The sequence below is a fragment of the Caulobacter sp. BE254 genome, assembly GCF_031457295.1.
Classification (GTDB): domain Bacteria; phylum Pseudomonadota; class Alphaproteobacteria; order Caulobacterales; family Caulobacteraceae; genus Caulobacter.
In genome coordinates this window covers 94,746-121,394 of record NZ_JAVDWJ010000004.1, presented here as the reverse complement: position 1 = coordinate 121,394, position 26,649 = coordinate 94,746, and the positions used below count along the sequence as shown (strand labels likewise).

The window sequence follows — 26,649 nt, the reverse complement described above, 5'->3', positions numbered from 1 at the left end:
CGGTTCGTTCTAGCCGCGCCGCCGGGATCGGTGCAGGACTCGCCGTGGATCGTTTCGCCTGCAAGGCGACCAGGAACGGAGACCGTCATGGCGTTGAAATGCACCCATCTGGACCAGATCCAGGACGTGACGCCCGGAACGGCCGGCTGCGAGGAGTGCCTGAAGACGGGCGATTCCTGGCTGCACCTGCGGCTGTGCCGGACCTGCGGGCATGTCGGCTGCTGCGACCAGTCGAAAAACAAGCACGCGACCAAACATTTCAAGGTCACGGCTCACCCGATCATCGAGGGCTACGACCCGCCGGAGGGCTGGGGCTGGTGCTATGTCGACGAGGAGTTCTTCGAATTCGACGCGCCGACTCCCCATCCCGGACCGATTCCGCGATTCTATTGAGACTCGGAGAGACCCTGGTCGGGACTGGATCTTTGCGGTGCAAGAAGACGGAAGTGGCGCGAATGACGGGACTTGAACCCGCGACCTCCGGCGTGACAGGCCGGCGCTCTAACCAACTGAGCTACATCCGCGTCGGGCGCGAACCAATGTCCGGCGCGGTCGTTCCATAGACTGGCCTGGCGGTGGGAAGCAGCCAACTTCAGGGAAGGTGGCGCGAATGACGGGACTTGAACCCGCGACCTCCGGCGTGACAGGCCGGCGCTCTAACCAACTGAGCTACATCCGCATCAGGCTCCGCCGAAGCGAAGTGCGACCCGCCGTGCGGCGAGGGGCGTCTGATATGTCGGGCCGATGGGCGTGTCAACGGCCATGTCGCGGAAGCTGTGAGCGAATGCCAGTTGCGACCGTTTCTCAATGTGTCCGAGGCGTTTGAAGCGCTGGCGACACTGAGCTACAACCCGCTCGATTCAAGCCAAGGGCTGTCATGAACGCCTTCCTTCTCCAGTATCTGCCGATCGTGATCTTCCTAGGGATCGCGGCGGTCATCGGCATCGCCTTCATCCTTGCCGCCGCGGTGCTCGCCCCCAAGGCGCCGGACCCGGAAAAGCTGTCCGCCTACGAATGCGGCTTCAACGCCTTCGACGACGCGCGCATGAAGTTCGACGTCCGGTTCTACCTGGTCTCGATCCTGTTCATCATCTTCGACCTGGAAGTGGCCTTCCTGTTTCCGTGGGCCGTTTCGCTGATGAAGCTGCCGCACGACGTGGCCGCCTTCGCCTTCTGGTCGATGCTGGTCTTCCTGGGCGTTCTGACCGTCGGCTTCATCTACGAATGGAAGAAGGGCGCCCTCGAATGGGAGTGATCGTTCCCCCCAACAGCGCGGCGCCCAGCTCTTCGCTCGTTCCCGCCGGCTCGGCCGCGCGGTCGACGGTGCAGGGCTATGACCCCAAGCTGCACGACCCGTATTTCGACGGCCTGTCGGGCCAGCTGGCCGACAAGGGCTTCGTCACGGCCGCCGCCGACGACCTGATCACCTGGGCCCGCACCGGCAGCCTGATGTGGATGACCTTCGGCCTGGCTTGCTGCGCCGTCGAGATGATGCACTCGGCCATGCCGCGTTACGACCTGGAGCGCTACGGCTTCGCGCCGCGCGCCAGCCCGCGCCAATCGGACGTGATGATCGTCGCCGGCACCCTGACCAACAAGATGGCTCCGGCTCTGCGTAAGGTCTACGACCAGATGCCCGAGCCGCGCTACGTCATCTCGATGGGCAGCTGCGCCAACGGCGGCGGCTACTACTATTACAGCTACAGCGTCGTGCGCGGCTGCGACCGGATCGTGCCGATCGACATCTACGTGCCGGGCTGTCCGCCCACCGCCGAGGCCCTGGTCTACGGCGTGCTGCAGCTGCAGAAGAAGATCCGTCGCACGGGGACGATCGAGCGATGACCGACGTTGTCACCACCGAAGCGGCCGCCGAGCCGGTCCTGTCGCCGCTGGAGACCCTGGGCCAGGCGATCGTCGCCAACTCGGCCGGCGCGATCACCGCGTTCCACGTGGCGTTCGGCGAACTGAACCTGCTGGGCCCGTCCAACCGGGTGGTCCAGGCCCTGACCTATCTGCGCGACCATCCCGACTATCGCTTCCATCAACTGGTGGACCTGACGGGGGTCGACTATCCGGAGCGCGAGCGCCGGTTCGACGTGGTCTATCACCTGCTGTCGCTGGTGAAGAACCATCGCGTGCGCTTCAAGGTCCAGACCGACGAGGACACCGCCGTTCCCAGCGCCACGCCGGTGTTCCCGGTGGCCGACTGGTTCGAGCGCGAAGCCTTCGACATGTATGGCATCTTCTTCGACGGCCACCCCGACCTGCGGCGAATCCTGACCGACTACGGCTTCCACGGCCACCCGCTGCGGAAGGACTTCCCGATGACGGGCTATGTCGAGGTCCGCTACGACGACGAGCTGAAGCGCGTGGTCTACGAGCCCGTGAAGATCACCGAGTTCCGCGCCTTCGACTTCCTGTCCCCTTGGGAGGGCGCCAAGTACGCCCTGCCGGGCGACGAGAAGGCCGAGAAGCGGGCAGGGGACGCGTAAGAGTCATGACTGGTTCCAATTCCCCCGCCGCCTCGACCGACTTCTTCCACGACGCGCCGTCGCTGCCGGCCGTGCCGGAAACCCCGGTGCGCAAGTTCAACATCAACTTCGGCCCGCAACACCCGGCCGCGCACGGCGTGCTGCGCCTGGTGCTGGAGCTGGACGGCGAGATCGTCGAGCGCGTCGATCCGCACATCGGCCTGCTGCATCGCGGCACCGAGAAGCTGATGGAGGCCCGCACCTACCTCCAGAACATCCCGTATTTCGACCGCCTCGACTACGTGGCGCCGATGAACCAGGAACACGCGTTCTGCCTGGCCATCGAGAAGCTGCTGGGCGTGGACGTGCCCAGACGCGGCAGCCTGATCCGCGTGCTGTTCTGCGAGATCGGCCGGGTGCTGAACCACCTGCTGAACGTGACGACCCAGGCCATGGACGTCGGCGCCCTGACGCCGCCGCTCTGGGGCTTCGAGGAGCGCGAGAAGCTGATGGTGTTCTACGAGCGCGCTTCGGGCGCTCGCCTGCACGCCAACTATTTCCGCCCGGGCGGCGTCCACCAGGACCTGACCCCGTCGCTGATCGACGACATCGAAAAGTGGGCCAAAGGCTTCCCGAAGATCTGCGACGATATCGAGGGCCTGATCACCGACAACCGCATCTTCAAGCAGCGCAACGTCGACATCGGCGTGGTCAGCAAGGAAGACGCCCTGGCCTGGGGCTTCTCGGGCGTGATGGTGCGCGGTTCGGGCATCGCCTGGGATCTGCGCCGCAACCAGCCCTACGAGTGCTACAACGAGTTCGAGTTCGACATCCCGCTGGGCAAGAACGGCGACTGCTATGATCGCTATTTATGCCGCATGCAGGAGATGCGCGAGTCGACCAGGATCATCCTGCAGGCCATCGAAAAGCTGCGCGCCACGCCCGGCCCGGTGCTGACCGAGGACAACAAGGTCAGCCCGCCGCGCCGCGCCGAGATGAAGCGGTCGATGGAAGCCCTGATCCACCACTTCAAGCTCTACACCGAAGGCTTCCGTACGCCGGAAGGCGAGGTCTACGCCGCCGTCGAGGCGCCGAAGGGCGAGTTCGGCGTCTATGTGGTCAGCGACGGCACCAACAAGCCGTACCGCTGCAAGATCAAGGCGCCCGGTTTCTCGCACCTGGCGGCCATGGACTGGATGAACCGCGGCCACATGCTGGCCGACGTTTCGGCCATCCTGGGTTCGCTCGACATCGTGTTCGGCGAGGTCGACCGGTGAGTCTCGAAGTCATCGCCCTCGAAAAAGTGGCCCAGGCCCAGCTGGACGCCTACAACGCCCAGGACCTGGACGCCCACTGCGCCCACTTCACCGACGACGTCGTGGTCGCCGGCCTGAACGGCGACGTGGCGCGTACGGGAATCGAAGCCTATCGCGCCTGGTACGCGGCCGCCTTCGCGCAGTTCCCGAACAACAAGGCCAAGCTTCTCAACCGCATCGTGGTGGGCGCGAACGTGATCGATCACGAGCACGTCGACCGCGGCAACGGCGACGCGCCCTTCCAGGTCGCCGCCATCTACACCTTCAGGGGCGACAAGATCGCCCGCGTGGATTTCGCACGATGAGTGTTCGTCGCCTCGCCAAGGAACAGCCCGCCAGCTTCGCCTTCTCCAAGGACAGCCAGGCCAAGGCCGACTGGTGGATCGCCAAGTACCCCGCCGAGCGCAAGCAGTCGGCGGTGATCCCGATGCTGTGGCTGGCCCAGAAGCAGGAGGGCTGGGTTTCCGAGCCCGCCATCCAGGAGATCGCCCGCCAACTGCAGATGCCGGTCATCCGCGTGCTGGAGGTCGCCACCTTCTACGTGATGTTCCAGCTGCAGCCGGTCGGCAAGGTCGCCTTCGTCCAGCTGTGCGGCACCACGCCGTGCCAGCTGCGCGGCGCGCTGGACCTGAAGGCGGTGCTGAAGGCCAAGATCGGCGAGGCCAACGCGGTCTCGGCCGACGGCAAGTTCAGCTGGGAAGAGGTCGAGTGCCTGGGCGCCTGCTGCAACGCGCCGATGGCCGCCATCAACGACTACTATTACGAGGACCTGACGCCGGAGAGCCTGGCCAAGATCCTCGACGACTTCGCCGCCGGCAAGTCGCCCCAACCGGGCAGCTACGACGGCCGTGGCGCGTCGGAGCCGAAGGGGGCGATCCAAACCCTGACGGACCCGAAGCTGTACGACGGCTCTCTGGCCAAGAAGATCAAGATCCCGAACCTGCCCGAAAAGCCGAAGAAGGCCCCGAAGACGGAGCCGGCGGCCTGATGAACCAGCTTTCGCCCCAGCCGAACCTTGTGAAGACGAGAGCCTTCCAGCTCGCGCTCGTCTTCAACTGGGCGTGCGTGGGCGCGGCTGTATGGACGTACCTGACGTTCAATCAGGAACTGCCGTTCATCCTGCTCATCCTGTCGGGCGGCTTGCCCATGCTGTTTGTGATCCTGCGTTACACCGCACGGATCAAGGCCGCCAACGCCGCCGCCAAGTCCAACCCGAAGATCGTCGAATGAACCACGCCGACGCCATCCAGAAGAAGCGCCTGACCACGATGTTCGCCATCGACGTGGTCTGCTTCGTGCTGGCCGGCGCGGCGGTCATCGGCTACGTCGTGGCCGACATCGGCTGGCTGGCGCCGGTGTTCATCGGTGCGATCGCGGTCGGCCTGGGCGCGCAGATCTGGTTCATCCTGGGCTGGATGAAGGCCGCCAAGCAGGACGGGGAGGGCAAGGCGTCGTGACCGACGATCCCCAACGCCTGGCCAAGCGCGTGGCCTATGTGAAGACCGTCCGGGGTCTTTACCGCAACGAGCGCATCGCCGGCCTGGTCGGCTCGCTGATCGGGGCCCTGCTTCTGATCTGGGGCCGGATGGGCCAGGGGGCGCCCGCCTGGGCCGTTCCGGTCGCTTTCCTGGTGATAGGCGCCGCCTGGTCGCTTTTCGCCTATGTCATCATTCGTCGGACGCGCTATGTGCGCGCCCATCCATTCGATCCGCAAAGCTGAGTCATGGTCGGTATCCTCGAAGACAAGGACCGCATCTTCACGAACCTCTACGGTCTCCACGATTGGGGCCTCGAGGGTGCGAAGAAGCGCGGCTGCTGGAATGGCACCAAGGACATCCTGGACGCCGGGCGCGACTGGATCATCGACAACATGAAGAACTCCGGCCTGCGCGGTCGGGGCGGGGCGGGCTTCGGCACCGGCCTGAAGTGGTCGTTCATGCCCAAGGAAGTGAAGGACGGCCGTCCGCACTACCTGGTCGTCAACGCCGACGAGTCCGAGCCGGGCACCTGCAAGGACCGGGAGATCATGCGGCATGACCCGCACCTCCTGATCGAAGGCTGCCTGATCGCCTCGCGCGCCATGCTGGCCAACGCCTGCTACATCTATATCCGCGGCGAATACGTCCGCGAGCGCGAAGTGCTGGAAGCCGCCATCAAGCAGGCCTACGAGGCCAAGCTGATCGGCAAGGACAACGTCCACGGCTGGGACTTCGACATCTACGTCCACCACGGGGCCGGCGCCTATATCTGCGGCGAAGAGACGGCCCTGCTGGAAAGCCTGGAAGGCAAGAAGGGCCAGCCGCGCCTGAAGCCGCCGTTCCCGGCCGGCGCGGGCCTCTACGGCATGCCGACCACGGTCAACAACGTCGAGAGCATCGCCGTCGCCGGCACGATCCTGCGCCGCGGCGCGGCCTGGTTCGCGGGCTTCGGCCGCCCCAACAACGCCGGCACCAAGCTGTTCTGCGTCAGCGGCCACGTGAATCTGCCCTGCAACGTCGAAGAAGCCATGAGCATCCCCTTCCGTCAGCTGATGGAGGACCACTGCGGCGGCATCCGCGGCGGCTGGGGCAACCTGAAGGCCGTGATCCCGGGCGGCTCGTCCGTGCCGATGATCCCGGCCGAGCAGTGCGAAGACCTGCCGATGGACTTCGACGCCCTTCGGAACCTGAAGTCGGGCCTGGGCACCGCGGCCGTGATCGTCATGGACAAGTCCACCGACCTGGTCCGTGCCATCGCCCGCCTGAGCTACTTCTACAAGCACGAGAGCTGCGGCCAGTGCACGCCGTGCCGCGAAGGCACCGGCTGGATGTGGCGGGTCATGGAGCGCATGGCCACCGGCGAGGCCGATCCGAAGGAGATCGACACCCTGCTGGACGTCACGACCCAGGTCGAGGGTCACACCATCTGCGCCCTGGGCGACGCGGCCGCCTGGCCGATCCAGGGCCTGTTCCGCCATTTCCGCCACGAGGTGGAGGAGCGGATCGCATCCTATCGTAGCGGTCGCCTGCACGTGCAGGGCGCCAAGCTGATCGCGGCGGAGTAGACGATTATGGCAATCGCCAAGGTCAATGGCGTCGAGGTCGAGTTCGAGCCCGGCATGACGGTTCTGCAGGTGGCGGAACTGGCCGGGGAAGAGATCCCGCGCTTCTGCTATCACGAGCGGCTGAGCATCGCCGGCAACTGCCGCATGTGCCTGGTCGAGGTGAAGCCCGGCCCGCCCAAGCCGCAGGCGTCGTGCGCCCTGCCGGCCGCCGAGGGCCAGGAGATCTTCACCAAGACCCCGATGGTCAAGAAGGCCCGCGAAGGGGTGATGGAGTTCCTGCTCATCAACCACCCGCTGGATTGCCCGATCTGCGACCAGGGCGGCGAGTGCGACCTGCAGGACCAGGCCATGGGCTATGGCCGCGACGACAGCCGCTACGAAGAGAACAAGCGCGCGGTCGAAGAAAAGGCCATGGGCCCGCTCATCAAGACCGTGATGACGCGCTGCATCCAGTGCACGCGCTGTGTCCGTTTCATCACCGAAGTCGCCGGTTCGCCCGAGATCGGCCTGATCTCGCGCGGCGAAGACGTTGAAATCACGACCTATCTGGGTGCGGCGGTGACGTCGGAGCTCAGCGCCAACGTCATCGACCTGTGCCCGGTCGGCGCCCTGACCTCCAAGCCCTACGCCTTCGAGGCGCGGCCCTGGGAGCTGAAGAAGACCGAGAGCGTCGACGTCATGGACGCTCTGGGCTCGGCCATCCGCGTCGACGCCCGTGGCAATGCGGTGCTGCGCGTGCTGCCGCGCGTCAACGAGGACGTCAACGAAGAGTGGATCTCCGACAAGACCCGCTACGCCGTCGACGGCCTGCAGCGCCAGCGTCTGGACCGTCCGTACGTCCGCGTCGGTGGCAAGCTGCAGGCGGCCTCGTGGGCCCAGGCCTTCGCCGCCGTCGCCGCCAAGATCAAGGCCGCCGCGCCGGACCGTATCGGCGTGATCGCCGGCGACCTGCAGGACGCCGAGAGCCTGAAGGCCACCAAGGACCTGTTCACCGCCCTGGGCGTCAAGAACCTCGACGCCCGCCAGGACGGCTCGGCCCTGGGCCACGGACCGCGCGAAAGCTGGCTGTTCAACTCGACGATCGCCGGCGTCGAGAACGCCGACGTGGTGCTGTTCGTCGGCGCCAATCCGCGCCTTGAGGCCCCGGTCCTGAACACCCGGTTCCGCAAGCAGTGGATCGCCGGCAAGACCCGCTTCGGCGTGATCGGCCAGCAGGCCGACCTGACCTTCGACTACGACTATCTGGGCGCGGGGACCAAGACCCTGTCGGGCCTGGCCAAGGCCAAGAACGACTTCGTCGCCGCCCTGAAGAACGCCCAGCGTCCGGCGATCATTGTCGGCCAGGGCGCGCTCAGCCGCGCCGACGGCGCCGCCGTGCTGAAGGCCGCCGCCGCCGTCGCCAAGACCTTCGGCGTGGTGCGTGACGGCTGGAACGGCTGGAACGTGCTGCACACCGCCGCCGCCCGCGTGGCCGGCCTGGACCTGGGCTTCGTCCCGGGCGAGGGCGGCCTGTCGACGGCGGAGATGCTGAAGCCGGGCGCGCTGGACGTGCTGTTCCTGCTGGGCGCCGACGAGTGCGAGACCGCCGCCTCGGACGCCTTCAAGGTCTATCTGGGCACCCACGGCGACGCCGGCGCCCACAAGGCCGACGTCATCCTGCCCGGCGCGGCCTATACCGAAAAGAACGGCCTCTATGTGAACACCGAAGGCCGCGTCCAGATGGGCGAACGCGCGGTGTTCCCCAAGGGCGAGGCCAAGGAAGACTGGTCGATCCTGCGGGCCCTGTCCGAGCACCTGGGCGCCAAGCTGCCCTATGACAGCCTGGACCAGTTGCGCGCCAAGCTGTTCGCCGAGCATCCGACCTTCGGCCAGATCGACTACGCTCCCGGCTCGGTGGCCACGTCGTTCGACCTGTCGGGCCTGGGCGGCGCCGGCGAGCTTTCGGACGCGCCGTTCGAGAGCCCCGTCAAGGCCTTCCACCTGACCAACCCCATCGCGCGCGCCAGCGTGACCATGGCCGAATGCGCGGCCACGGCTTCCGGCGCCGCCAAGATCGCGGCGGAGTAGGCCGGTGAGCGAATTCTTCTCCAACCCGGCCGTCACCTGGACCCTGCTGACCACCGGCGGGATTCTGCTGGTCGTGATCTGGGTGCTGCTGAGCCTGGCCTTCCTGCTGCTGGCCGACCGCAAGATCTGGGCCGGCGTGCAGATGCGCAAGGGTCCCAACGTGGTGGGCCCGTTCGGCTTGCTGCAGTCCTTCGCCGACTTCTTCAAGTTCGTGCTGAAGGAGATCATCATCCCGGCCGGCGCCGACAAGGTGATCTTCCTGCTGGCCCCGCTGCTGAGCCTGGTCCTGGCCTTCGTCGGTTGGGCCGTGGTGCCGTTCGCGCCGGGCTGGGTGGTTTCCAACCTCAATGTCGGCATCCTGTATCTGCTGGCGATGAGTTCGCTGGGCGTCTACGGCATCATCATGGGCGGCTGGGCTTCCAACTCGAAGTACCCGTTCCTTGGAGCCCTTCGTTCGGCGGCGCAGATGGTGTCGTACGAAGTGTCGATCGGCCTGATCATCATCACGGTGATCCTGCTGGCCGGCACCATGAACCTCAGCTCGATCGTCGAGCAGCAGAAGGGCTGGATCTGGAACTGGAACGTGTTCGGCGGCCACGGCCTGAAGAACATCATCCTGGCGCCGGTGATGATCATCGCCATGGGCATGTTCTTCATCTCGGCCCTGGCCGAGACCAACCGCCCGCCCTTCGACCTGCCCGAAGCCGAATCCGAACTCGTGGCCGGCTACCAGGTCGAATACAGCTCGACCCCGTACCTGCTGTTCATGGTCGCCGAATATTCCAACATCGTGCTGATGTGCGCGATGATCAGCGTCCTGTTCTTCGGCGGCTGGAACCCGGGCTTCCCGACGGGCTTCCTGAGCGCCTGGCCGACCTTCTGGGCCAACCTGCTGCTGGCCCTGGTGTTCTTCGCCAAGATCGTCTTCTGGTTCTTCATGATCGCCATGGCCAAGGCCATCGTGCCCCGCTACCGCTACGACCAACTGATGCGCCTGGGCTGGAAGGTGTTCCTGCCGATGTCGCTGGTGCTGGTGATGCTGGTCTCGGCCTGGCGCGTCTTCGGGCTGCAGGCGTGATCGGCGGACGGACATATCTGGCCCTGACGGGCGTCGGCTTCGCGCTGGTCCTGGCCGGCTGCGCGACCGACGGCGCCGCCCCGGCCAAGGCGTCCTATTCGCTGGGGCGCGGCACGGCCGGCTACGACCAGCTGCGCCGCGACAGCGAGAGATGCGCCGCCGACGGCGGCAAGATCGAAGCCAAGCAGGACGGGGGCGACCCCACCCAGCTTTCGAACTACACCTGCGTCATTCCAAGGGGCGGAAAATGACACGGACGGCGCGCTGGACCGGATTGATCGCGACGATCGCCCTTTCCGGATGCGCCGCATGGGAACATCCGCGCGGCCTTCCGCCGCCGCGGGCGCGTTCCCTGGACGAACAGGTCGAAGCGCGCCAACAGGCGGACGCCAAGGCCAAGGAATGCATCATCCGGCAGTCCATCCGCCGGGAACAGATCGAAGCGGGCAGGGACGTGCGTCCTTTCCCAAAAGAGAAGTGTTAGGAGAGCTCTGGTGTTCCAGCGCATCACACAGGCGATCAAGGGCGTGGCGTTGCTCGACTTCGCGGGCGCCTTCGGCCTGGGCATGAAGTACATGCTCGCGCCGAAGAAGACCGTGATCTATCCGAACGAGCGCAATCCGCAGTCGCCGCGCTTCCGGGGCGAGCACGCCTTGCGCCGCTATCCGTCGGGCGAGGAGCGCTGCATCGCCTGCAAGCTGTGCGAGGCCATCTGCCCGGCCCAGGCCATCACCATCGAGGCCGAGCCGCGCGACGACGGCAGCCGCCGCACGACCCGCTACGACATCGACATGGTCAAGTGCATCTATTGCGGCCTGTGCCAGGAGGCCTGCCCGGTGGACGCCATCGTCGAGGGGCCGAACATCGAGTTCGCCGTCGAGACGCGCGAAGAGCTCTATTACGACAAGGAAAAGCTGCTCGACAACGGCGACCGTTGGGAGCGGCTGATCGCGAAGAATCTGGAGTTGGACGCGCCCTACCGCTAAAGGACGGGGCGCGATTCCGAGGGTTAGGCGACCGGTCCTTCGACCCGTCGTTGTTTTGTGGTTTTTGAGGGAGCACCTGGGCCGATGGCCTTGCCGGCGATAGCTTTCTATTTGCTCGCGGTAGCGACCGTGGTGGCGGGTCTTCTCGTCGTCTCGGCCAAGAACCCCGTGCACTCGGTGCTCTTCCTGATCACCGCCTTCTTCTCGGCCGCCGGCCTCTTCGTCCTGATGGGCGCGGAGTTCCTGGCGATGCTGCTGATCGTCGTCTATGTCGGCGCGGTCGCGGTGCTGTTCCTGTTCGTCGTGATGATGCTGGACGTCGATTTCGCCGAGCTGCGGCAGGGCTTCGCCCAGTACCTGCCGATCGGCGGGCTGGTCGGCGGCATCCTGACGCTGGAGATGATCTTCGTCGCCGCGACGGTGGCCACCAACGGCAAGGCGGGCCTGAACGCCTTGCCCAACGCCTCGCCGGGCGGCGTGCCCAACACCGAGGCGATCGGCCGGGTGCTCTACACCGACTACATCTTCTTCTTCCAACTGGCGGGCCTGGTGCTGCTGGTGGCCATGATCGGCGCCATCGTCCTGACCCTGCGCCACAAGCCGGGCGTCAAGCGCCAGGACATCGGTAGGCAGATCGCCCGCACGCCAAAGACCGGAATGGAAATCGTGCAGATCAAGCCGGGCGAGGGGATCAGCGAATGATCGGCCTGTCTCACTATCTCGTCGTCGCCGCCATCCTGTTCACGATCGGCGTCTTCGGCATCTTCGTGAATCGCAAGAACATCATCGTCATCCTGATGTCGATCGAGCTGATCCTGCTGGCGGTGAACATCAACCTGGTGGCCTTCTCGGTCTATCTGCACGACGTGACGGGGCAGATCTTCGCCATGTTCGTGCTGACCGTCGCCGCGGCCGAAGCCGCCGTGGGCCTGGCCATCCTGGTGACGTTCTTCCGTAACCGCGGCGACATCGCCGTCGACGACGCCAGCGTGATGAAGGGCTGATCGCAGTGCAGACTCTCGTCACCATCCTCGTCCTCGCGCCGCTGCTCGCCGCGATCATCGCCGGCCTGTTCGGCCGCCGCATCGGCGATGTCGCCTCGCAGGCCGTCACCACGGGCGCGCTGATCCTCAGCTGCGCCCTGGGCTGGTACACGTTCAGCCAGTGGACCTGGGGGCATATGGAGGCCTTCACGGTCGACCTGCTGCCCTTCATCCACGTCGGGAACTTCGTTTCCAACTGGTCGATCCGCATCGACGCCCTGTCGGCGGTGATGCTGATCGTGGTCACCACGGTCTCAGCCCTCGTGCACGTCTATAGCTGGGGCTACATGGCGCACGACCCGGACAAGCCGCGGTTCTTCGCCTATCTGTCGCTGTTCACCTTCGCCATGCTGGCCCTGGTCACCGCCGCCGACTTCATGCAGCTGTTCTTCGGCTGGGAAGGGGTGGGCCTGGCCTCGTACCTGCTGATCGGCTTCTGGTTCAAGAAGCCGACCGCCAGCGCCGCCGCCATCAAGGCCTTCGTCGTCAACCGGGTGGGGGACTTCGGTTTCGCCCTGGGCATCATGACCACGTTCTGGGCGTTCGGCTCGGTCCAGTTCCACGAGATCTTCCCGCAGATCGCCTCGGGCGCCGCGCGCACTTGGCAATTTGCCGGCCACACCTTCCCGCTGGTCGATATCGCCTGCTTCCTGCTGTTCATCGGCGCGATGGGCAAGTCGGCGCAGTTCTTCCTGCACACCTGGCTGCCGGACGCCATGGAAGGCCCGACCCCGGTCTCGGCCCTGATCCACGCGGCGACCATGGTCACCGCCGGCGTCTACATGCTGTGCCTGCTGTCGCCGATGTTCGAGTACGCGCCCGTCGCCAAGAACATCGTCACGGTGATCGGCGCGATCACGGCCCTGTTCGCGGCCACGGTCGGTCTGACCCAGAACGACATCAAGCGGGTCATCGCCTATTCGACCTGTTCGCAGCTGGGCTACATGTTCTTCGCGGCCGGCGTCGGCGCCTACCAGGCGGCGATGTTCCACCTGTTCACCCACGCCTTCTTCAAGGCGCTGCTGTTCCTGGGCGCGGGCTCGGTGATCAACGGCATGCACCACGAGCAGGACATGCGGAAGTACGGGGCCCTGTGGAAGCTTCTGCCGGTGACCTTCGGCGCCATGACCGTCGGCACCATCGCCATCACGGGCCTCGGCTTCCCGCCGCTGCATCTGGGCTTCGCCGGCTTCTACTCGAAGGACACCATCATCGAGGCGGCCTTCGCCGCTGGTGGTCACAACGGCGTGGCGACGTTCGCCTGGGCGATTGGCGTGCTGGTGGCGGGCCTGACCTCGTTCTACTCCTGGCGCGTGGCCTTCTTCACCTTCAACGGCCAGGCCCGCTGGGGTCATGACGATCACCACGCCGCCGACCACGGGCATGACGATCACGCCTCGTCGGCCCAGATCGAGACCCATGACGAGCCGTTGCCTGACGACGGCCACGGCCATGACGATCACGGTCACGACCACAAGCCGCACGAGAGCCCCTGGGTGATGCTGTTCCCGCTGATCGTGCTGTCGATCGGCGCGATCTTCGCCGGCTTCGTGTTCACCGACTACTTTGTCGGCCACGACCAGGCCGAGTTCTGGCGCGGCGCGATCTACAACGCCCCGACCAACCACGTGCTGCACGAGGCCCATGAGGTCCCCGAGTGGGTGAAGTGGAGCCCGCTGGTCGCCTCGATCCTGGGCCTGGCGATCGCCGTCTGGGTCTATCTGATCAAGGGCAACGAGCGGCTGGGCGCCGCCCTGGCGGCCCGCAACGGCCCGCTGTACGTGTTCTTCTACAACAAGTGGTTCTTCGACGAGCTGTACCAGGCGACCTTCGTGCGCGCGGCCAAGTTCCTCGGTGACCTGTTCTGGAAGGGCGGCGACCAGAAGCTGATCGACGGCCTCGGCCCGGACGGCGTCAGCGCCGTCAGCTACGAAGTCGGCCGCCGGACCGGCAAGCTGCAGTCCGGCTATCTGTACCACTATGCCTTCGTCATGCTGCTCGGCGTCGCCGGCCTGCTGACGTTCGCCCTTTACGCATTCCGTTGAGGACGGATCGATGACCGGCCTGCTTAGCCTCACCACCTTCGCTCCGCTTGTCGGCGTGGTCCTGCTGCTGGGCGCGCGCGCCTTGCACGGCGACAACGCCAAGACGGACACCCTGGCCAAGTGGATCGCCCTGGCGACCACCCTGGTCACCTTTGCCCTGTCGGTCGTGCTGGTCGCCCAGTTCGACGCCAAGAACCCGGGCTTCCAGTTCGTGGAAGACCTCAACTGGTTCGCGGGCCTGCACTATCGGATGGGCGTGGACGGGATCTCGATCCTGTTCGTCCTGCTGACCACCTTCCTGCTGCCGATCTGCATCATCGCCGGCTGGAAGTCGGTCGACAAACGCGTGGTCGAGTACCTGATCTGCTTCCTGGTCCTGGAGACCCTGGTGGTCGGGGTGTTCTGCGCCCTGGACCTGATCCTGTTCTACCTCTTCTTCGAGGGCGGCCTGGTCCCGATGTTCCTGATCATCGGCATCTGGGGCGGCAAGCGCCGGGTCTATGCGGCCTACAAGTTCTTCCTCTACACCCTGCTTGGCTCGGTGCTGATGCTGGCGGCCATCCTGTCGATGATCGCCATCGCCCACACCTCGTCGATCCCGGTGCTGATGACCTTCAAGTTCGCCCCGTGGCTGCAGACCTGGCTGTGGCTGGCCTTCTTCGCCAGCTTCGCGGTCAAGATGCCGATGTGGCCGGTCCATACCTGGCTGCCCGACGCCCACGTCGAGGCCCCGACCGCCGGTTCGGTGATCCTGGCGGGCATCCTGCTGAAGATGGGCGGCTACGGCTTCCTGCGCTTTTCCCTGCCGATGTTCCCCAACGCCTCGGAGCTGTTCCAGCCCCTGGTGTTCGCGATGTCGGCCATCGCCATCGTCTACACCTCGCTGGTCGCCTTCCGTCAGACCGACATCAAGAAGCTGATCGCCTATTCTTCGGTGGCCCACATGGGCTTCGTGACCATGGGCATCTTCTCGGGCAACGTGCAGGGCGAGCAGGGCGCGATCTTCCAGATGCTGAGCCACGGCCTGATCTCGGGCGCGCTCTTCCTCTGCGTCGGCGTGGTCTATGACCGCATGCACACCCGCGAGATCGCCTTCTACGGCGGCCTCACCAACCGCATGCCCTGGTACGCGGCGGTGTTCATGCTGTTCACCATGGGCAATGTCGGCCTGCCGGGCACCTCGGGCTTCGTCGGCGAGATCCTGACCATGACCGGGGTCTACAAGGCCTCGACCTGGACGGCGCTGGTGGCGACCACGGGCGTGATCCTGTCGGCGGTCTATGCGCTGAACCTGTACCGCCGCGTGATGTTCGGCGAGATCGTCAATCCCGAGCTCAAGACCATCACCGACCTGGACGCCCGCGAAATCCTGATCTTCGCCCCGCTGATCATCGGCACCCTGGTGCTCGGCGTTTATCCCAATCTCATCTTCAACCTGACCGCGTCGTCCGTCGACGGGCTCGTCGGCGCCTGGCGCGCCGCCGTGGGCGGGTGAGGGACCCCATGACGTTCGCCGCCAACTTCTCCCTCGTTCTCCCCGAAGTGATCCTCGGGGCCTCGGCCCTGGTTCTGCTGGTCTGGGGCGCGTTCCACGGCAAGGTCACCCCGCTGTTCACCGGCGCGGCCGTCCTGGCCCTGCTGGGCGCGGCCGTGGCCGCCGTGGTCGGGCCGCACGGACACGCCTTCAACGGCGTCTACGCCGCCGACGCCGCCGCGACCTACGCCAAGGTCGCGATCTACGGCTTCAGCGCCGTGGCCATCGTGCTGGGCGACCGCTGGCTGGCCGTCCGCGGCGACCAGAAGTTCGAATACGCCGTGCTGGTGATCCTGTCGGCGCTGGGCATGGGCGTCACCGCCTCGGCCGGCGACCTGATCAGCCTCTATGTCGGCGTCGAGCTGCAGTCGCTGGCCCTGTACGTGCTGGCCGCCTTCCGCCGCGACGACGCCAAGTCGTCGGAAGCCGGCCTGAAGTACTTCGTGCTGGGCGCGCTGTCGTCGGGCCTGCTGCTGTACGGCGCTTCGCTGATCTACGGCTTCGCCGGTTCGACCCGCTTTGAGGACATCGCCGCCGCGGCCCACGGAACGCACGGCACGGGCCTGCTGTTCGGCCTGGTGTTCCTGCTGTGCGGCCTGGCGTTCAAGGTCTCGGCCGCGCCGTTCCACATGTGGACGCCCGACGTCTACGAAGGCGCCCCGACCCCGGTGGTCGGCTTCTTCGCCGCCGCGCCCAAGCTGGCCGCCATGATGATGTTCGCCCGCGTGCTGGGCGACGCCTTCCCGGATTCGGTGGCCCAGTGGCGCCAGATCCTGATCATCACCGCCTTGGCCTCGGTCTTCGTCGGCGCCTTCGCGGGCCTGGCTCAGAGCAACCTCAAGCGCCTGTGGGCCTACAGCTCGATCGCCAATGTCGGCTACGCCCTGCTGGGCGTGGCGACCGGCGGCGAGACCGGCCTGCATTCGATGCTGCTGTTCATGACCCTGTACATGGTCGACGTCACCGGCTTCTTTGCTTGTCTTCAAGCGTTGTCGCGCGACGGCAAGCCCATGGAGACCATCGAGGACATGGCGGGGCTGGTGAAGCACCGTCCGGGAGTCGCCGTGGCCATGACCGCGTTCTCCCTGTCGGCCCTGGGCATGCCGCCGTTCTCGGGCTTCTGGGCCAAGTTCTACGTCTTCGGCGCGGCCATGGGCTCGGGCGACGTGCTGCTGCAATGGGCGGCGGTGCTGGGCCTGGTCGGCAGCGTGGTCGCGGCCTTCTATTACCTGCGCCTGATCAAGACGATGTGGTTCGACGCCCCGGCCGGCGCGGTGGACAGGCCGCAGCCGATCGCCCGCGCCGTCGGCTTCGTGGCCGCCGCCTTCTCGTTCCCGGTCGTGCTGGTCGCGCTGATCTGGCTCGACCCGGCCGCCAGGGCCGCCGCGGCGGCCTTTGGCCACGCGTGAGGTGACGGGCCCCGGCCCGACGCCTAGAGGCTCGACCGCCAAGGGGACGCCCGTCGTCGTCCTGGACGAGATCGACTCGACCAACGCAGAGGCCCGTCGCCGCGCGGAAGCGGGGGAGGCGGGGCCGATGTGGATCGTCGGCCTGCGCCAGACCGCCGGCCGCGGCCGGCGCGGCCGGGCCTGGGAGACCGGGGCCGGCAACCTGGCCGCCACCCTGCTGTTCTCCACCGACAAGCCGCCGGCCGAGGCGGCCCAGGTGTCGTTCGTCGCCGCTCTGGCCGTGGCCGACCTGCTGGGCGCCTACGCGCCCGCCAGCCTGGTCAGCCTCAAATGGCCCAATGACCCGCTGCTGGGCGGGCTGAAGGTCAGCGGCATCCTCGTCGAGTCCGGAACCCGGCCGACCGGCGGCCTGTGGATCGCCGTCGGGGTGGGGGTGAACCTGGCCCGCAAGCCGATCGACAGCGAACGCCCGGCCACCGCCCTGACGACCTACCGGGACGCCCCGCCGCCGTCGCCGGTCGAGGCCATCGAGGTCCTGGCCGCCGCCTTCACGCGCTGGCAGGACGTCTGGCTGCGCCTGGGCTTCCCGGCCATCGCCGACGCCTGGACCGCCCGCGCCCACGGCCTGGGCGAGCCCTGCGTCGCCCGGCTCGGGACCGAAACCCTGGAGGGGATCGCCGAAGGACTGGACGGCGATGGCGCGCTGCGTCTTCGTCTGGCCGACGGTCAGTTGCGGCGGGTCACCGCCGGCGACGTCTTTTTCGGAGGGGCCTTCTGATGCTGCTGGCCATCGAACAGGGCAACACCAACACCATGTTCGCCATCCACGACGGTGCGACCTGGATCGCCCAGTGGCGCGCGGCCACCGAGAGCACGCGCACGGCCGACGAATACGTGGTCTGGCTGTCGCAACTGCTGTCGATGCAGGGCCTGGGCTTCCGGGCCATCGACTCGGTGATCATCTCCAGCGTCGTGCCGCAATCGATCTTCAACCTGCGCAACCTGTCGCGCCGCTATTTCAACGTCGAGCCGCTGGTGATCGGCGAGAACGCCAGGCTGGGCGTCGACGTGCGGATCGACAAGCCGTCCGAGGCCGGGGCCGACCGCCTGGTCAACGCCGTGGGCGCGCACATGGTCTATCCGGGTCCGCTGATCGTCATCGACAGCGGCACGGCCACCACCTTCGACATCGTCGGGGCCGACGGGGCGTTCGAGGGCGGCATCATCGCCCCCGGCATTAATCTGTCCATGCAGGCCCTGCACGAGGCCGCGGCCAAGCTGCCGCGCATCGCCATCCAGCGGCCGGCCGGCAACCGCGTGGTCGGGACCGACACGGTCAGCGCCATGCAGTCGGGCGTGTTCTGGGGCTATATTTCCCTGATCGAGGGCCTGGTGGCCCGCATCAAGGCCGAACGGGCCGAACCCATGACCGTGGTCGCCACCGGCGGCGTCGCCTCGCTGTTCGAGGGCGCCACCGACAGCATCGACCACTTCGATTCAGATCTGACCATCCGCGGTCTCCTCGAAATTCATCGCCGCAACACCCATCTAGAGACGTAATGACCAAATATACCGACAAGCCTTCCCCCAAGGACGAACTCGTCTTCCTGCCGCTCGGCGGGTCGAACGAGATCGGCATGAACTTCAACCTGTACGGCTACGGCCCGGCTAACGACCGCAAGTGGATCGTCGTCGACCTGGGCGTGACCTTCGGCGACCAGACCACGCCCGGCGTCGAGATCATCCTGCCCGACCCCGAATTCATCGAGGCCTATGCCGACGACATCATCGGCATCGTCCTGACCCACGCCCACGAAGACCACCTGGGCGCCGTGCACTGGCTGTGGCCGCGCCTCAAGGCGCCGGTCTACGCCACGCCCTTCACCGCCTTCCTGCTGCGCGAGAAGCTGCGCGACGCCCGGCTGCTGGACGAGGTGCCGATCACCGAGATCCCGCTCAGCGGCAGCTTCGACCTGGGTCCCTTCCACCTGGAAATGATCACCCTGACCCACTCGATCCCGGAGCCGAACGGCCTGGCGATCAAGACGCCGCTGGGCACGATCCTGCACACCGGCGACTGGAAGATCGATCCCGATCCCCAGCTGGGCGGCCCCACCGACATCGAGGCCATCAAGCGCCTCGGCGACGAGGGCGTGCTGGCCATGGTCTGCGACAGCACCAACGTCTTCGTCGACGGCGAGGCCGGTTCCGAAGCCGACGTCCGCGTGGCGATGAACCGGCTGATCAAGGGCCTGACCGGCAAGATCGCCGTGGCCTGCTTCGCCTCGAACGTGGCCCGGATGGACACGGTGATCCGCGCCGCCCAGGCCGCCGGCCGCAAGGTCTGCCTGGCCGGGCGCTCGATGCACCGGATGAGCGCCGCCGCCCGCCACGTCGGCCTGCTGGAGGGCCTGGAGCCCTTCATCACCGACGACCAGGCCAAGTACCTGCCCGAGAACGAGGTGCTGTTCCTGTGCACCGGCAGTCAGGGCGAGGCGCGCGCCGCTCTGGCCCGGATCGCCGAAGGCACCCATCCGCACGTCAAGCTCTCGCAGGGCGACCACGTGATCTTTAGCTCGCGCGTGATCCCGGGCAACGAGATCCCGATCCGCAACCTGCAGAACAAGCTGGCCGACCGCGGCGTGCGGCTGCACACCGAGCGCGACACCCCCGGCATCCACGTCAGCGGCCACCCCTGCCGCGACGAGCTCAAGCAGATGTACCAATGGGCCCGGCCGACCATCGCCGTGCCGACCCATGGCGAGCGTCGCCACCTGATCGAGCACGCCGCCTTCGCCAAGGACCTGCAGGTGCCGCACGCGGTCAGCCCGCGCAACGGCGACATGGTGCTGCTGGCCCCCGGCCATCCGCAGATCATCGACGAGGTCCCGTCGGGGCGTCTCTATGTCGACGGCGGGGTGGTGACGCCCGAGAACGGCGAGGCCCTGCGCGAGCGGCGCCACGCGGCGTTCAACGGCATGCTGGCTGTTTCCGTCGTGCTGGACGGCCGCAACAAGATCGTCTCGGGTCCGCAGGTCCGCGGCCTGGGCCTGGCGGGCGACGCCGAATATCCGCTCGACGACGCCTTGGACGACCTGGCGGAGGAGGCCGAGACCGCCTTCAAGCGCCTGAGCGGCGACCAGTGCGAGATCGACGAGGCCATCGAAAGCGCCCTGTCCAAGGCGGTGAAGAAGGCGGCCTTCCGCATCTGGGAGCGCAAGCCCGTGGTCGAGACCACGGTCCTGCGGATCTGACCGCACGATGGACGAGACCAGCCCGCCCGCCGAGGCGACGCGGCCGATCGCTCCCGAGCCCGAGCCCCGCTGGCGCCAGACCCTGCGTCTGATGGCCGGCGAGGCCTGGGCGCTGGGCGCGCTCACCGCGGTCCTGTGGATCGTCTCCGGCGTTCAGCTGCTGGGCAAGATGCAGGGCTGGGACGAGACCATGCTCGCCCTGGGCAGCCTCTACCCGCCGTACTTCCGGCAGGGCTTCTGGTGGACCCCGCTGACCCACATCTTCCTGCATGCGGGGCTGCTGCACATCGTGATGAACACCAGCGCCCTGGTCAGCCTGGGCCCGGCCATCGCCGTGCGCCTGGGCCGGGACCTGAAGGGCGGCCTGCTGTTCTGGGCCTTCTTCCTGATCTGCGGCCTGGCGGGGGGACTGCTGTTCCTCGTCCTGCACTGGAACGGCGAGATCTCGGCTGTCGGGGCCTCGGGCGCCATCTGCGGCCTGTGGGGCGCGGTGGCGCGGCTGACGCCGGACGGCGGCCTGACGCCGATCCTCTCCAGCCAGGTGGGCAAGCAGACCTGGTCCTTCGTCATCATGAACCTGGTGCTGGTCGCCATCGGCTTCGGCCTTGGCATGGCGTCGGGGCAGGGCGGACTGATGATCGCCTGGGAGTGCCACGTCGGCGGCTTCGTCGCCGGGCTGTTCCTGGTCGAGATGTTCCCCGCGCGATGAGATGTTCCCCGCGCGATATTGGTGGCTTGCCCGGCCCGCCCGAGCGGATTGATCGCGGGGCGAGGCGCCCCGCCGCTGAAACGCCTCGCCGCGGGTCCAGGAAGTCGTCTATATCCTCGAAAAACGACGAGAGGCGCGCGCTCGCGCCTCCGGCCCCGCAGGACCTGAACGGATGATCGGCAAGCTCAACCACGTCGGCGTGGCCACGCCCTCCATCGACGAGTCGGTGAAGATGTACCGAGACCTGCTGGGCGCGACCTCGCACACCGACAAGTGGGCCATGCCGGAACAGGGCGTCTGGGTCTGTTTTGTCAACCTGCCCAACAGCCAGATCGAGCTGATCGAGCCCTATGGCGAGGCTTCGCCGATTCACGGCTTCCTGGCCAAGAACCCAAAGGGCGGCCAGCACCACATCTGCTTCGAGGTCGAGAACATCTTTGATGCCCGCGACAGCCTGGTCGCCAAGGGCGCCACCGTGCTGGGCGAGCCGCGCATCGGCGCCCACGGCACGCTGATCATCTTCGTTCACCCCAAGGACATGGGCGGCATGCTGGTCGAACTCATGGAAACGCCCAAGGAGGCGCATCACTGATGGGTCCCGTCACCTGCATCGCCGTCTATCTGACCATCTGGTGGACCACGCTGTTCGCCGTGCTGCCCCTGGGCAACCGCACCTTCAAGGAGATGGGGATTGAGCCGCCGCCTGGCGCGGACCCGGGCGCGCCGGTCAATCCGAACCTCAAGCGCAAGTTCTTCACCACCACCTGGGTCTCAGCCCTGGTGATGGCCGGACTGCTGCTGACCATCCATTTCCACCTGATCGACCTGCCGGCCCTGCCCGCCACCTATTAATCCCAGGAATGGCGCCCAAGCCTTGGGCGGGCGACGATGGTTTTGCCGGCGTTCGCCCATTTCATGGGCGAAGTTCGCCAAGTGGTCAGGCCAGACGCAATCGGGCGCCCCGAACAACTGTTCGGAGGTTAGTCTCAGACTCACGAGGCCGGCTTTTCCGACCTTGCTCTGTGGCGTCTTCCCCGACGATGACTTGATAGGCCGCGCGTGAACCGCGCGGCCTTCTTTTCGTTTCCGGAGCCCCCGGCGTCATCTTTTCGCCGCGCGCGTTGCCAAGCTGAGGCCCAAGCGGCTATCTCAACGCCTCGAATTCCCCGGAGACGTCTCGTCCATGCGCCTGTCGCGCTATTTCCTGCCCGTTCTGAAAGAAGCTCCCTCCGACGCCCAGATCGTCTCGCACCAGCTGATGCTGCGCGCAGGCATGATCCGCCAGGAGGCGGCGGGCATCTACGCCTGGCTGCCGCTGGGCTTGAAGGTGCTCAACAAGGTCGAGCAGATCGTCCGCGAGGAGATGGACAGGGCCGGGGCCATCGAGCTGTTGATGCCGACCCTGCAGTTGGCCGACCTGTGGCGCGAGTCCGGTCGCTACGACGCCTACGGCCCCGAAATGCTGCGCATCGTCGACCGCCACGAGCGCGAGCTGCTGTACGGGCCCACCAACGAGGAAATGATCACCGAGATCTTCCGCGGCTCGGTGAAGAGCTACAAGGACCTGCCCAAGAACCTCTACCACGTGCAATGGAAGTTCCGCGACGAGCGACGCCCGCGCTTCGGCGTGATGCGCGGCCGCGAGTTCCTGATGAAGGACGCCTACAGCTTCGACCTCGACGCCGAGGGCGCGCGCAAGGCCTATAACCGCATGTTCGTCGCCTATCTGAACCTGTTCTCGCGCATGGGCCTGAAGGCCGTGCCGATGCGCGCCGACACCGGCCCGATCGGCGGCGACCTTTCCCACGAATTCATCGTCCTGGCCGACACCGGCGAAAGCGCCGTCTTCTGCCACAAGGACCTGGTCGAGATGGCCGCGCCTGGCCCGGATGTCGACTGGTACGGCGACCTGCAGCCGCTGGTGAACCAGCGTACGGCGCTCTACGCCGCCACCGAGGAAATGCACGACGAGGCGGCCTTCGACGCCATCCCCGAAGGCGACCGCCTGTCGGCCCGCGGCATCGAGGTGGGCCACATCTTCTCGTTCGGGACCAAGTATTCCGAGCCGATGAAGGCCCTGGTCACCGGGCCGGACGGCAAGGACGTGCCGGTGCAGATGGGCAGCTACGGCGTCGGCGTCTCGCGGCTGCTGGGCGCGATCATCGAGGCCAGCCATGACGATGGCGGCATCATCTGGCCGGAATCGGTCGCCCCGTTCGGCGTCGGGATCATCAACATGCGCCAGGGCGACGCCGCCTGCGACGAGGCCTGCGAAACCGCCTACCAGGCGCTGAAGGCCGCCGGCCGCGACCCGCTCTATGACGACACCGACGCCCGCGGCGGCGCCAAGTTCGCCACCATGGACCTGATCGGCGTGCCCTGGCAGCTGATCGTCGGCCCCAAGGGGATCGCCGAGGGCGTGGTCGAGCTGAAGAACCGCAGGACCGGCGAGCGCCACAGCGCCTCGCTGGACTCGGTCCTGGCCCAACTCAGCGCCAAGGCCGCCTGATGGCCCTGGGCGCGGGTCCGTTCGGAACCTGGGAGCGCACCGTCGCCTGGCGCTATCTGCGCAACAAGCGCAAGAACGGCGGCGTGGCGCTGATCGCCATCATCTCTTTCGCCGCGGTGATGCTGGCGGTGTTCGCCCTGATCACCGTGATGAGCGTGATGAACGGCTTCCGCGCCGAGCTGCTGGGCCGGCTGCTGGGCTTCAACGGCCACGTCTACGCCCAGGGCCCGCTGCTGAACGGACCCGACAGGGACGGCGTCATCACCCGCATCAAGGCCGTGCGCGGCGTCACCCAGGCCGCGCCGATGGTCGAGGCCCAGGCCATGGTCATCGGCCCCAGCCAGGTGTCCGGCGCCATCGTGCGCGGCGTCACGCCGGCCGACCTGCGCGGCATGAAGATGATCTCGTCCAACATCAAGCGCGGCTCGCTGGCCGGCTTCGGCGAGGGCGAGGACGGCGGCGACATCGTGCTGATCGGCGACCGCATGGCCCGCAACCTCGGCCTGTCGGTGGGCGACGCCATCACCCTGATCTCGCCTTCCGGTCCAGCCACGGCCTTTGGGACCTCGACCAGCGAGAAGGACTACACGGTCGGCGGCATCTTCAGCGTCGGCATGAGCCAGTTCGACGAGAGCTTCGTCTACATGGCGCTGCCCCAGGCCCAGCTGTTCTTCAGCCGCGACACCGCGATCGACTATGTCGAGATCAAGATCGCCGATCCGGACAAGGCCAAGGCGATCAAGCCGATCATCCAGCAGGCCAGCGGCCCCGGCGCCTTCGTCCAGGACTGGATGGACAAGAACGCCAGCTACTTCAACGCCCTGCAGGTCGAACGCAAGGTGATGCGGCTGATCCTGTTCTTCATCGTCGCCATCGCCACCCTGAACATCATTTCGGCCCTGGTCATGCTGGTGAAGAACAAGGGCCGCGACATCGCCATCCTGCGGACCATGGGCGCCAGCCAGAGCGCGATCCTGCGAATCTTCGTGATGGCCGGCGCGTCGATCGGCCTATCGGGCACCCTGGCGGGCCTGCTGCTGGGCGTGCTGTTCTGCGCCAACATCACCGCCATCCAGAACTTCGTGGAGTGGGTGACGGGCACGGCGGTGTTCAGCGCCGACATCTACTTCCTGGCCCACATCCCGGCCAAGATCGACTGGGCCGAGGTGGCCGGCATCGTCGGCATTTCGACGGCCATGAGCATCCTGGCCACCCTGCCGCCCGCCATCCGCGCCTCGCGGCTCGATCCGGTCGAGGCCCTTCGCTATGAGTAGCCCCGTCCTGGCTCTGCGCGGCGTCGAGCGCACCTATGTCACCGAGGCCGGCGCCCTGAACGTGCTGCGCGGCGTCGACCTGGACGTCTATCCGGGCGAGGTGGTCGGGCTGATCGGTCCGTCCGGTTCGGGCAAGTCGTCGCTGCTGCACGCGGCCGGCCTGCTGGAAAAGCCGAACGCCGGCCTGATCGCCCTGGACGGCCGCGATTGCTCCAAGCTGTCCGAGCGCCAGCGCACCAAGGTGCGGCTGTCGACCGTCGGCTTCATCTACCAGTTCCACCACCTGCTGCCCGAATTCAGCGCGCTGGACAATGTCGCCATGCCGTCGATGATCGCCGGCCGCAGCAAGGCCGAGGCGCGGGCCTCGGCGACCGAGATGCTGAACCAGCTGGGGCTGGCCGCGCGCCTCGACCACCAGCCGGGCCAGATGTCGGGCGGCGAGCAGCAGCGGGTGGCCATCGCCCGGGCCCTGGCCAACAAGCCCAAGCTGCTGTTGGCCGACGAGCCGACCGGCAACCTCGACCCGGCCAATTCGGCGGGGGTGTTCCAGGCGCTCTACGAGCAGGCCCGGCAGCGGGGCGTGGCGGCCCTGATCGCCACCCACAACATGGAACTGGCCCGTTACATGGACCGAGTCTTTGCTCTCAAGGATGGGCACCTGGTGGCGCAGAGCTTCTAAAGCAGCGCGGCCCGCATGGCGGCGTAGAACCCCGCCGTGTCGATCTTCCGGATTATCCGGGCGTTGGGCGGCCGGCGCTTCAGGGCTGGGTCGGCCAGTTCGATGTCCGGCAGGATCGGGTGGGAGACGCTCAGATAGCCGCGCGTCAGCTCGCCGATCGTCTCGACATCGACCACGGCCATGTCGGACTCCAGGATCAGGGTCTCGTCGAGGGCCACGGCGCAGGTCAGGGCGTCGGGGTGCAGGCTGCCGTCCAGGCCTTGCGTCTGCTGGGCGAAGGCCAGGGAGGTGCGGTTGACCTTGGTGAAGAACGCCGCGCGCGGTGTGCCCAGGGCGTCCAGCGCCGCCAGCTGCTCCACGGTCAGCAGGCCGTCCCGTAGCGTCTGCGTCCAGGTGACGATGCTCGTCGGAAAGCCGGCGTTGATCACGATCTTGGCCGCTTCCGGATCGACATAGAGGTTGTATTCGGCCGCCGGGGTGACGTTGCCGACCCCGTTGTCGGTCCCGCCCATGATCCACAGATGCTTGACGGCTTGGGCGATGCGCGGCTCGCGCAGATAGGCCAGGGCGATGTTGGTCAGGGCGGCCTGGGCGATCAGGGTGATCTCGCCGGGCGCGTCCATCACCCGCCGCACGATCTCGTCGGCGGCATGGCCGGGGGAGGGGCGCTGGACGGCCTTCGCAAAGCCGCTGTCGCTCATGCCGTCGGCCCCGAACACATAGGCCGCGTCCAACGGCGCGCGGGTGAACGGCCGCTGGGCGCCCAGATAGACCGGGACTTCGCTGGCCCGGCCGCAGATCTCCAGCGTGGCCAGGGCGTTCTCGGCGTGTTGCTCGAAGCCGACATTGCCATGGGCGATGGTGATGGCCTCGACGCTCACGTCCGGACGGCGCAGGGCCAGCATCAGGGAGAACACGTCGTCCCCGGCGGTGTCGGTGTCGATGATCAGGCGCATGGCGGCGATCTGCGCCGATCCGCGCCGCAAATCCATCGGAAACCGCCGCCGCGACCCATCCGCGCGGGCCGCGCGACAAAAAAGCGCGCAATCGAACAAGGGTCTCTTGCGGGCGAGAACAAAAGTGGAATATAGAACAAACAAGCAACGACCGCAGGAGGGTTCCCATGGTCCGTATCGCGCGTGAGTCTTTGGCGCTTGTATCTGTCGCGAGCTTCGTCTGGATGATGTGCCAGGTCGCCCAATTGGTGGCCTGAGTCGCGGAAGCATGAGGTG

32 protein-coding genes and 2 tRNA genes are annotated in these 26,649 nt (G+C 66.8%); 31 read left to right on the top strand and 3 right to left on the bottom strand.

Going from position 1 to position 26,649, the window contains the following annotated elements; genetic code table 11:
- Positions 1–87: 87 nt before the first annotated feature.
- On the top strand, positions 88–393 hold the full coding sequence (locus tag J2X41_RS09480) for a UBP-type zinc finger domain-containing protein (RefSeq protein ID WP_310081408.1): 306 nt from the start codon (positions 88–90) through the stop codon (positions 391–393).
- Positions 394–447: 54 nt separating this feature from the next.
- Here the strand turns inward: J2X41_RS09480 and J2X41_RS09475 are convergent.
- Both J2X41_RS09475 and J2X41_RS09470 read right to left on the bottom strand, forming a co-directional pair.
- Positions 448–524: transfer RNA gene (locus J2X41_RS09475), tRNA-Asp, on the bottom strand.
- Between the two features lie 78 nt (positions 525–602).
- Positions 603–679: transfer RNA gene (locus tag J2X41_RS09470), tRNA-Asp, on the bottom strand.
- Between the two features lie 198 nt (positions 680–877).
- Between J2X41_RS09470 and J2X41_RS09465 the strand changes: the two genes are divergently transcribed.
- From J2X41_RS09465 to J2X41_RS09325, 29 genes are all read left to right on the top strand, one after another.
- Positions 878–1,255, top strand: a complete 378-nt coding sequence (locus J2X41_RS09465; RefSeq protein WP_028037644.1) for an NADH-quinone oxidoreductase subunit A — start codon at positions 878–880, stop codon at positions 1,253–1,255.
- Positions 1,225–1,842, top strand: coding sequence for an NADH-quinone oxidoreductase subunit B family protein (locus J2X41_RS09460; protein ID WP_085953700.1), 618 nt, complete (start codon positions 1,225–1,227; stop codon positions 1,840–1,842). The genes J2X41_RS09465 and J2X41_RS09460 overlap by 31 nt, the downstream gene beginning before the upstream one ends.
- Positions 1,839–2,492: an NADH-quinone oxidoreductase subunit C gene (locus J2X41_RS09455; RefSeq protein ID WP_310081407.1), complete on the top strand. Its 654-nt coding sequence runs from the start codon at positions 1,839–1,841 to the stop codon at positions 2,490–2,492. Before J2X41_RS09460 ends, J2X41_RS09455 begins: the two co-directional genes overlap by 4 nt.
- 5 nt (positions 2,493–2,497) lie before the next feature.
- Positions 2,498–3,748, top strand: coding sequence for an NADH-quinone oxidoreductase subunit D (locus tag J2X41_RS09450; RefSeq protein WP_310081406.1), 1,251 nt, complete (start codon positions 2,498–2,500; stop codon positions 3,746–3,748).
- A gap of 11 nt (positions 3,749–3,759) precedes the next feature.
- On the top strand, positions 3,760–4,092 hold the full coding sequence (locus J2X41_RS09445) for a nuclear transport factor 2 family protein (protein WP_310081763.1): 333 nt from the start codon (positions 3,760–3,762) through the stop codon (positions 4,090–4,092).
- Positions 4,089–4,775: an NADH-quinone oxidoreductase subunit NuoE gene (gene nuoE / locus J2X41_RS09440; RefSeq protein WP_310081405.1), complete on the top strand. Its 687-nt coding sequence runs from the start codon at positions 4,089–4,091 to the stop codon at positions 4,773–4,775. The genes J2X41_RS09445 and nuoE overlap by 4 nt, the downstream gene beginning before the upstream one ends.
- Positions 4,775–5,017, top strand: a complete 243-nt coding sequence (locus J2X41_RS09435) for a hypothetical protein (RefSeq protein WP_310081404.1) — start codon at positions 4,775–4,777, stop codon at positions 5,015–5,017. Before nuoE ends, J2X41_RS09435 begins: the two co-directional genes overlap by 1 nt.
- Complete coding sequence (locus tag J2X41_RS09430; RefSeq protein ID WP_310081403.1) at positions 5,014–5,244, top strand: hypothetical protein; 231 nt, start codon at positions 5,014–5,016, stop codon at positions 5,242–5,244. Before J2X41_RS09435 ends, J2X41_RS09430 begins: the two co-directional genes overlap by 4 nt.
- The gene (locus J2X41_RS09425) at positions 5,241–5,507 is read left to right on the top strand and encodes a hypothetical protein (protein ID WP_310081401.1); all 267 of its coding nucleotides are present in this window, start codon (positions 5,241–5,243) and stop codon (positions 5,505–5,507) included. Before J2X41_RS09430 ends, J2X41_RS09425 begins: the two co-directional genes overlap by 4 nt.
- A 3-nt stretch (positions 5,508–5,510) precedes the next feature.
- Entirely contained in the window at positions 5,511–6,830 is a 1,320-nt protein-coding gene (gene nuoF, locus J2X41_RS09420) for an NADH-quinone oxidoreductase subunit NuoF (protein ID WP_310081400.1), read from the top strand.
- A 6-nt stretch (positions 6,831–6,836) separates the two neighbouring features.
- Positions 6,837–8,897, top strand: a complete 2,061-nt coding sequence (gene nuoG / locus J2X41_RS09415) for an NADH-quinone oxidoreductase subunit NuoG (RefSeq protein ID WP_310081399.1) — start codon at positions 6,837–6,839, stop codon at positions 8,895–8,897.
- A 4-nt stretch (positions 8,898–8,901) separates the two neighbouring features.
- The gene (nuoH, locus tag J2X41_RS09410) at positions 8,902–9,975 is read left to right on the top strand and encodes an NADH-quinone oxidoreductase subunit NuoH (RefSeq protein WP_310081398.1); all 1,074 of its coding nucleotides are present in this window, start codon (positions 8,902–8,904) and stop codon (positions 9,973–9,975) included.
- Positions 9,972–10,226, top strand: a complete 255-nt coding sequence (locus J2X41_RS09405) for a hypothetical protein (RefSeq protein ID WP_310081397.1) — start codon at positions 9,972–9,974, stop codon at positions 10,224–10,226. The genes nuoH and J2X41_RS09405 overlap by 4 nt, the downstream gene beginning before the upstream one ends.
- A complete protein-coding gene (locus tag J2X41_RS09400) occupies positions 10,223–10,459 on the top strand; it encodes a hypothetical protein (protein WP_310081394.1) in 237 nt (78 codons plus the stop codon). The genes J2X41_RS09405 and J2X41_RS09400 overlap by 4 nt, the downstream gene beginning before the upstream one ends.
- Before the next feature lie 10 nt (positions 10,460–10,469).
- Positions 10,470–10,961 (top strand): NADH-quinone oxidoreductase subunit NuoI, encoded by a 492-nt coding sequence (nuoI, locus tag J2X41_RS09395; protein ID WP_310081392.1) that lies wholly within the window; start codon positions 10,470–10,472, stop codon positions 10,959–10,961.
- 84 nt (positions 10,962–11,045) lie between these two features.
- On the top strand, positions 11,046–11,663 hold the full coding sequence (locus tag J2X41_RS09390) for an NADH-quinone oxidoreductase subunit J (RefSeq protein WP_310081391.1): 618 nt from the start codon (positions 11,046–11,048) through the stop codon (positions 11,661–11,663).
- A complete protein-coding gene (gene nuoK, locus J2X41_RS09385; RefSeq protein ID WP_028037628.1) occupies positions 11,660–11,965 on the top strand; it encodes an NADH-quinone oxidoreductase subunit NuoK in 306 nt (101 codons plus the stop codon). The genes J2X41_RS09390 and nuoK overlap by 4 nt, the downstream gene beginning before the upstream one ends.
- Before the next feature lie 5 nt (positions 11,966–11,970).
- Positions 11,971–14,049 carry an NADH-quinone oxidoreductase subunit L gene (gene nuoL, locus J2X41_RS09380; RefSeq protein ID WP_310081389.1) on the top strand — a complete coding sequence of 693 codons (2,079 nt, stop codon included), beginning with the start codon at positions 11,971–11,973 and terminating at the stop codon, positions 14,047–14,049.
- A gap of 10 nt (positions 14,050–14,059) precedes the next feature.
- The gene (locus J2X41_RS09375) at positions 14,060–15,544 is read left to right on the top strand and encodes an NADH-quinone oxidoreductase subunit M (protein ID WP_310081387.1); all 1,485 of its coding nucleotides are present in this window, start codon (positions 14,060–14,062) and stop codon (positions 15,542–15,544) included.
- Positions 15,545–15,552: 8 nt separating this feature from the next.
- Entirely contained in the window at positions 15,553–16,992 is a 1,440-nt protein-coding gene (gene nuoN, locus J2X41_RS09370; protein ID WP_310081386.1) for an NADH-quinone oxidoreductase subunit NuoN, read from the top strand.
- 1 nt (position 16,993) lies between these two features.
- Positions 16,994–17,770, top strand: coding sequence for a biotin--[acetyl-CoA-carboxylase] ligase (locus J2X41_RS09365; protein ID WP_310081761.1), 777 nt, complete (start codon positions 16,994–16,996; stop codon positions 17,768–17,770).
- A complete protein-coding gene (locus J2X41_RS09360; protein ID WP_310081760.1) occupies positions 17,767–18,552 on the top strand; it encodes a type III pantothenate kinase in 786 nt (261 codons plus the stop codon). Before J2X41_RS09365 ends, J2X41_RS09360 begins: the two co-directional genes overlap by 4 nt.
- On the top strand, positions 18,552–20,246 hold the full coding sequence (locus J2X41_RS09355; RefSeq protein WP_310081384.1) for a ribonuclease J: 1,695 nt from the start codon (positions 18,552–18,554) through the stop codon (positions 20,244–20,246). The genes J2X41_RS09360 and J2X41_RS09355 overlap by 1 nt, the downstream gene beginning before the upstream one ends.
- 7 nt (positions 20,247–20,253) lie before the next feature.
- Positions 20,254–20,955, top strand: a complete 702-nt coding sequence (locus J2X41_RS09350) for a rhomboid family intramembrane serine protease (RefSeq protein ID WP_310081380.1) — start codon at positions 20,254–20,256, stop codon at positions 20,953–20,955.
- A gap of 172 nt (positions 20,956–21,127) precedes the next feature.
- The gene (mce, locus tag J2X41_RS09345; RefSeq protein ID WP_310081378.1) at positions 21,128–21,547 is read left to right on the top strand and encodes a methylmalonyl-CoA epimerase; all 420 of its coding nucleotides are present in this window, start codon (positions 21,128–21,130) and stop codon (positions 21,545–21,547) included.
- Positions 21,547–21,807: a DUF1467 family protein gene (locus J2X41_RS09340; RefSeq protein WP_028037620.1), complete on the top strand. Its 261-nt coding sequence runs from the start codon at positions 21,547–21,549 to the stop codon at positions 21,805–21,807. The genes mce and J2X41_RS09340 overlap by 1 nt, the downstream gene beginning before the upstream one ends.
- Before the next feature lie 331 nt (positions 21,808–22,138).
- Positions 22,139–23,464 (top strand): proline--tRNA ligase, encoded by a 1,326-nt coding sequence (gene proS, locus J2X41_RS09335; protein ID WP_310081376.1) that lies wholly within the window; start codon positions 22,139–22,141, stop codon positions 23,462–23,464.
- On the top strand, positions 23,464–24,738 hold the full coding sequence (locus J2X41_RS09330) for a lipoprotein-releasing ABC transporter permease subunit (RefSeq protein WP_310081374.1): 1,275 nt from the start codon (positions 23,464–23,466) through the stop codon (positions 24,736–24,738). Before proS ends, J2X41_RS09330 begins: the two co-directional genes overlap by 1 nt.
- On the top strand, positions 24,731–25,417 hold the full coding sequence (locus J2X41_RS09325) for an ABC transporter ATP-binding protein (protein ID WP_310081372.1): 687 nt from the start codon (positions 24,731–24,733) through the stop codon (positions 25,415–25,417). Before J2X41_RS09330 ends, J2X41_RS09325 begins: the two co-directional genes overlap by 8 nt.
- Here the strand turns inward: J2X41_RS09325 and J2X41_RS09320 are convergent.
- Positions 25,414–26,373 carry a nucleoside hydrolase gene (locus tag J2X41_RS09320; RefSeq protein WP_310081759.1) on the bottom strand — a complete coding sequence of 320 codons (960 nt, stop codon included), beginning with the start codon at positions 26,371–26,373 and terminating at the stop codon, positions 25,414–25,416. The two genes, J2X41_RS09325 and J2X41_RS09320, sit on opposite strands and share 4 nt — an antisense overlap.
- A gap of 167 nt (positions 26,374–26,540) precedes the next feature.
- On the opposite strand from J2X41_RS09320, the gene sidA reads away from it, so the two are divergent.
- On the top strand, positions 26,541–26,630 hold the full coding sequence (gene sidA / locus J2X41_RS09315; RefSeq protein WP_035018457.1) for a cell division inhibitor SidA: 90 nt from the start codon (positions 26,541–26,543) through the stop codon (positions 26,628–26,630).
- The last annotated feature ends 19 nt before the right edge of the window (positions 26,631–26,649 follow it).

What these genes read in the sequence shown, in the direction of transcription:
- J2X41_RS09480 (WP_310081408.1), top strand. Translation starts at nt 88, where the DNA reads ATGGCGTTGAAATGCACCCATCTGGACCAGATCCAGGACGTGACGCCC.
- J2X41_RS09465 (WP_028037644.1), top strand. Translation starts at nt 878, where the DNA reads ATGAACGCCTTCCTTCTCCAGTATCTGCCGATCGTGATCTTCCTAGGG.
- J2X41_RS09460 (WP_085953700.1), top strand. Translation starts at nt 1,225, where the DNA reads ATGGAAGAAGGGCGCCCTCGAATGGGAGTGATCGTTCCCCCCAACAGC.
- J2X41_RS09455 (WP_310081407.1), top strand. Translation starts at nt 1,839, where the DNA reads ATGACCGACGTTGTCACCACCGAAGCGGCCGCCGAGCCGGTCCTGTCG.
- J2X41_RS09450 (WP_310081406.1), top strand. Translation starts at nt 2,498, where the DNA reads ATGACTGGTTCCAATTCCCCCGCCGCCTCGACCGACTTCTTCCACGAC.
- nuoE (WP_310081405.1), top strand. Translation starts at nt 4,089, where the DNA reads ATGAGTGTTCGTCGCCTCGCCAAGGAACAGCCCGCCAGCTTCGCCTTC.
- J2X41_RS09435 (WP_310081404.1), top strand. Translation starts at nt 4,775, where the DNA reads ATGAACCAGCTTTCGCCCCAGCCGAACCTTGTGAAGACGAGAGCCTTC.
- J2X41_RS09430 (WP_310081403.1), top strand. Translation starts at nt 5,014, where the DNA reads ATGAACCACGCCGACGCCATCCAGAAGAAGCGCCTGACCACGATGTTC.
- nuoF (WP_310081400.1), top strand. Translation starts at nt 5,511, where the DNA reads ATGGTCGGTATCCTCGAAGACAAGGACCGCATCTTCACGAACCTCTAC.
- nuoG (WP_310081399.1), top strand. Translation starts at nt 6,837, where the DNA reads ATGGCAATCGCCAAGGTCAATGGCGTCGAGGTCGAGTTCGAGCCCGGC.
- J2X41_RS09400 (WP_310081394.1), top strand. Translation starts at nt 10,223, where the DNA reads ATGACACGGACGGCGCGCTGGACCGGATTGATCGCGACGATCGCCCTT.
- J2X41_RS09390 (WP_310081391.1), top strand. Translation starts at nt 11,046, where the DNA reads ATGGCCTTGCCGGCGATAGCTTTCTATTTGCTCGCGGTAGCGACCGTG.
- nuoK (WP_028037628.1), top strand. Translation starts at nt 11,660, where the DNA reads ATGATCGGCCTGTCTCACTATCTCGTCGTCGCCGCCATCCTGTTCACG.
- J2X41_RS09375 (WP_310081387.1), top strand. Translation starts at nt 14,060, where the DNA reads ATGACCGGCCTGCTTAGCCTCACCACCTTCGCTCCGCTTGTCGGCGTG.
- nuoN (WP_310081386.1), top strand. Translation starts at nt 15,553, where the DNA reads ATGACGTTCGCCGCCAACTTCTCCCTCGTTCTCCCCGAAGTGATCCTC.
- J2X41_RS09355 (WP_310081384.1), top strand. Translation starts at nt 18,552, where the DNA reads ATGACCAAATATACCGACAAGCCTTCCCCCAAGGACGAACTCGTCTTC.
- J2X41_RS09350 (WP_310081380.1), top strand. Translation starts at nt 20,254, where the DNA reads ATGGACGAGACCAGCCCGCCCGCCGAGGCGACGCGGCCGATCGCTCCC.
- mce (WP_310081378.1), top strand. Translation starts at nt 21,128, where the DNA reads ATGATCGGCAAGCTCAACCACGTCGGCGTGGCCACGCCCTCCATCGAC.
- J2X41_RS09340 (WP_028037620.1), top strand. Translation starts at nt 21,547, where the DNA reads ATGGGTCCCGTCACCTGCATCGCCGTCTATCTGACCATCTGGTGGACC.
- proS (WP_310081376.1), top strand. Translation starts at nt 22,139, where the DNA reads ATGCGCCTGTCGCGCTATTTCCTGCCCGTTCTGAAAGAAGCTCCCTCC.
- J2X41_RS09330 (WP_310081374.1), top strand. Translation starts at nt 23,464, where the DNA reads ATGGCCCTGGGCGCGGGTCCGTTCGGAACCTGGGAGCGCACCGTCGCC.
- J2X41_RS09325 (WP_310081372.1), top strand. Translation starts at nt 24,731, where the DNA reads ATGAGTAGCCCCGTCCTGGCTCTGCGCGGCGTCGAGCGCACCTATGTC.
- J2X41_RS09320 (WP_310081759.1), bottom strand. Translation starts at nt 26,373, where the DNA reads ATGCGCCTGATCATCGACACCGACACCGCCGGGGACGACGTGTTCTCC.
- sidA (WP_035018457.1), top strand. Translation starts at nt 26,541, where the DNA reads ATGGTCCGTATCGCGCGTGAGTCTTTGGCGCTTGTATCTGTCGCGAGC.